Raw genomic sequence first — 2990 nt, 5'->3', positions numbered from 1 at the left:
CCGGGCTGCACCAACCCGCCGCAGGACCTCGATCACGACGGCCTCTACGAGGATGTGAACGGCGACGGCGTCTTCAGTTTCGGCGATATCCGGCTGTTCTTCGAGTATTACGATGTCTGGATTCCGGCCAACGAACCGATCGAGTGTTTCGATTACGACGGCAACGGTTTCATCGGATTCGGGGATGTGCGGGCCCTCTTCTGGATGTGGGGGACGTAATACAGAGCGTAGATAAGATACTCTTTTTTCTGATCCCCGAATGCCATAAAAGCGATCTGACAAACACCTTCCGGTGTTAAATGCGGATGTAATTATATATTACACCCCATCTACCGCATTAGTACTCCCGGAGAGAGTAGCCTGACATAATTTTTTCAATTATCAATACAATTGAGTGCTCGTTAAAACAGAGTGACTGGAAAGAGAGAACTCTGTGTTTGGAGAGGGAGAGGATGGACGTTAGGTTGCGAGAATTTTGCCTTGGACGGGTAATTTGTTGTGCCCTGATTGCATTCATGCTTTGTGTGGCACTGAGTATTCCCGTAACTGCGATGGAATGGCCGTATGAGATCATTAACGAGTCCGAGTCTTATTTCGGGTTTTCTGCATTGGAACTGGACGGAACGGACACTCCTCATATATTCTTTACCTACCGCTCATCTGTCTCAAATAACCCTTTTGTCAAGTACGGCTTCAAAGATGGATTCGGGTGGCACTTGAAGGACTTTGGATTGGGAGAAAACGGCCCCATCGCCCTCGATTCTTTCAATCGGCCGCATTTATTCTATGGGGAGTGGGTGGATCGTCGATCGTATCCCACATATTCCTTCTGGGACGGTTCGGAATGGCAAACACAGAGATACTTGAACAGAACATTAGGAGCAAGCGGTTGTAATATCTTTTTTTGTGATCCAGCAATTGATTCCAATAACCGGGTACACCTGGTATATGATGCTGGCCAATATGGGGATCTTCAGTATGCTGTTACAAATGAGACGGGATGGTTTGACCGGAGCCTTGTAGAAACAATAGACTCAACGTTTGAGGGTGCGCAACATTGTGCTCTTGCATTGGATTCTTCGAACCGCCCCCATATACTCTATGACCACAGTATGGGTGATTATCGTATCATATACGCCTATAAAGACGAATCGGGGTGGCATAAAGAAGATATCGATACTGTGCCACATCAATATAAACTCGATATTGCCATCGATTCCGCGGGATATCCCCATGTAGTATACATTGATTGGACTGGAACCGGGCTTCGATATGCCTATAAGGATGGATTCGGGTGGCACATCGAGCAATTTCCGTACCCTGATGGTTCAGACGCATTTTCGCCTTCTTTAGTCTTGGATTCGGATGAAAATCCTCATATTACGTTCAGGGGAGAGCGCGTTAATTTCGATTCGTACCTGAAGTACGCATATAAAGATGGATCCGGTTGGCATTTTGAGCTCATTGAGCGTTCGTATAACTGTAAGCCCAGCCTTGATCTAGATTCATCCGGAAATCCCCACATATTAAGCGATATTGATCTAGGCTATTCCAGCGGTCCTTATGTACTGAAATACTATTCCGGAATCCTGAACGAAACCCCTACCGTCATACAGCTTCCCAGTTGCAGCGCCCCTCCGTTGGATCCCGATCAGGACGGCCTCTATGAGGATGTGAATGGCGACACGCTCTTCAGTTTCGGCGATATCCGGCTGTTCTTCGAATATTATGATGTCTGGATCCCTGCGAATGAACCGATTGAGTGTTTCGATTACGACGGCAATGGTTTCATCGGATTCGGGGACGTGCGGGCCCTCTTCTGGATGTGGGGAACCTGACCCAGACGAAAACTTTCGCTATTAAAAACTCGTCACATTTTTTTCTTCTCGGTCTCCAAGAGCAAAATGCAAGAGGACCCATGCCACAAGGCTTTATAAAAATTCAATTGCTAAAACGGGATATAGAGCAAGATTCAATACTCATTCAGAGCGAGCTGTGTAGAGAGGGCAAGTCCCAAATCAGAGAAAGGCCGGAGTTAAGCAGGATTTCATAAGGACCGAGAACTTCAACTTCCGTATGCGGCCTACAGGGGCCCGTAAAGTGACGCTGGCAGTCGACCGCTGGTTCAATCAGACAGTGGAATCTCAGGGTAAACAATCGACCTGGCGAAACGTCCTGCTGTTGAAGACGCGGGAGCTGGCTCACTACCTATTAAGGAAGAAACGTTCAATCGACCTGAGCACCCCGGAGTATGATCTGGCCCGGCAGGACTCGGTTGAAATGCGGCAGAAAATATTAAGCATCTCCTACGACGAGTGGGAAAAGATGGGTTTCTCGAAAGGAACGCTGCATTACCTGAAACAAAATGCGATGAGTGACAAGTTGTTTACGATAAACAAACATGTGCGGGAGCGGTTGGCAAAGTGGAATTAGAAAAAAGGAATGTTATTTCTCCCGCCGTATCGCCATAACCGCTAAAAGCAGGCCTGCAAGGGCGGTGAGCGGGAGGGCGAGACTGGGGAATTCTGGGACGGCTGCAGGCGCGGTAACGACAGTAGTCGATTCATATGCCTCCCCATCTTCATTATATTGCGGATCGGCATCGACGCTATTCGCCCAAACATATGTTTCAAAAACTCCTGGTTCTGGACGACAAACTTTCATCTGTACCGTAACCGTAGGGGAAGGTGGATTAAACCATACGACGACGCCCCAAAACATCATTCCATCACCACCGTCAGATGCCGATATAAATTCCATATCAGTAGGATCATAATACATCCACATTTCAGTAACAGGATATGGAGCAGATGTTTCAATGACAAACGTAAGGACATCGCCCTGACATACTGGATCAGGTGTGTCTTCAATTTTAATTTCAAATGCACTCGCTGTCCCAATACACACTAAAATCAGTAGTATAGCAGATAGTATCCATTTCATCAATTTCACCCACTTCAATGATCGTCCTTATACGTAGGTGATAGTAT

General features: G+C 47.1%; 4 protein-coding genes and 1 pseudogene. 3 read left to right on the top strand and 2 right to left on the bottom strand.

From position 1 onward, the window contains the following. Positions 1–219 (top strand): annotated as a pseudogene (locus tag APR53_07095). A gap of 815 nt (positions 220–1034) precedes the next feature. On the opposite strand, the gene APR53_07090 reads toward APR53_07095, so the two are convergent. After that, a complete protein-coding gene (locus tag APR53_07090) occupies positions 1035–1235 on the bottom strand; it encodes a hypothetical protein (GenBank protein KQC05626.1) in 201 nt (66 codons plus the stop codon). 120 nt (positions 1236–1355) lie between these two features. Here APR53_07090 and APR53_07085 point away from each other — a divergent pair, with 120 nt between their 5' ends. Together APR53_07085 and APR53_07080 are read left to right on the top strand one after the other, a co-directional pair. Continuing rightward, entirely contained in the window at positions 1356–1838 is a 483-nt protein-coding gene (locus tag APR53_07085; protein KQC05625.1) for a hypothetical protein, read from the top strand. A 238-nt stretch (positions 1839–2076) separates the two neighbouring features. Beyond that, entirely contained in the window at positions 2077–2433 is a 357-nt protein-coding gene (locus APR53_07080) for a hypothetical protein (protein KQC05624.1), read from the top strand. 12 nt (positions 2434–2445) lie between these two features. On the opposite strand, the gene APR53_07075 is transcribed toward APR53_07080, so the two are convergent. Beyond that, positions 2446–2787 carry a hypothetical protein gene (locus APR53_07075; protein ID KQC05623.1) on the bottom strand — a complete coding sequence of 114 codons (342 nt, stop codon included), beginning with the start codon at positions 2785–2787 and terminating at the stop codon, positions 2446–2448. Positions 2788–2990 lie beyond the last annotated feature (203 nt).

Origin of the sequence: Methanoculleus sp. SDB (assembly GCA_001412355.1) — an archaeon.
Taxonomy (GTDB): domain Archaea; phylum Halobacteriota; class Methanomicrobia; order Methanomicrobiales; family Methanomicrobiaceae; genus LKUD01.
The sequence above is the reverse complement of the archived record's forward strand: the minus strand, read 5'-3'. Positions and strand labels throughout refer to the sequence as shown.

Bases quoted from the DNA above. Each gene is read 5' to 3' on its own strand.
- APR53_07080 (KQC05624.1), top strand. From the start codon at position 2,077: ATGCGGCCTACAGGGGCCCGTAAAGTGACGCTGGCAGTCGACCGCTGG.
- APR53_07090 (KQC05626.1), bottom strand. From the start codon at position 1,235: ATGGGGATATCCCGCGGAATCGATGGCAATATCGAGTTTATATTGATG.
- APR53_07075 (KQC05623.1), bottom strand. From the start codon at position 2,787: ATGTGGATGTATTATGATCCTACTGATATGGAATTTATATCGGCATCT.